This is a genomic window from Roseateles sp. P5_E1 (genome assembly GCF_054049335.1).
The window spans coordinates 1-505 of record NZ_JBFUMN010000527.1; the positions used below are offsets into that span (position 1 = coordinate 1).

A 505-nucleotide genomic window follows, 5' to 3' on the forward strand; every position below is an offset into this window, starting at 1 on the left:
CGCCGTCGCCGAACCGCAATCCCCCTATGCACCGCCACGCGCGCACGTCGGGAACCCCGGGCTCGTCAGCGATGGCCACGTGGTCTACGCCGGTTTCTGGAAACGCACTGCCGCCTACTTCATCGATTCGCTGGTGCTGGCCGTGCTTGGAATGATGCTCGGTGCGGTTTCCGGCGGCATTCTCGGAGCCGGCGGAGCCAGCATGGTCGTCATCCAGGCGGTTTCGCAGACTCTCGGGCTGCTGCTTGGCGCCACCTACTTCGGCGTGATGCACGCGTCGGCCAGCCAGGCGTCGCTCGGCAAGATGGCCATCGGCATCAAAGTCGTGAACGAGCAGGGTGGTCACATCAGCTTCTGGCGCGGCTTCGGCCGCTACTTCGGGCTGCTGCTCAGTTGCATGATCCTGCTCGCCGGCGTGGTGATGGCCGCATTCACGGATCGCAAGCGAGCGCTGCACGACATGATCTGCAGCACCCTGGTGGTCGACAAGTGGGCATTCACCAAC

At 64.8% G+C, this 505-nt stretch carries 1 protein-coding gene; it reads left to right on the top strand.

The genetic code is table 11. The features are described from left to right. The coding region (locus ACXJKJ_RS32455; RefSeq protein ID WP_457395881.1) for an RDD family protein at window positions 1–505 on the top strand (505 nt) is incomplete at both ends.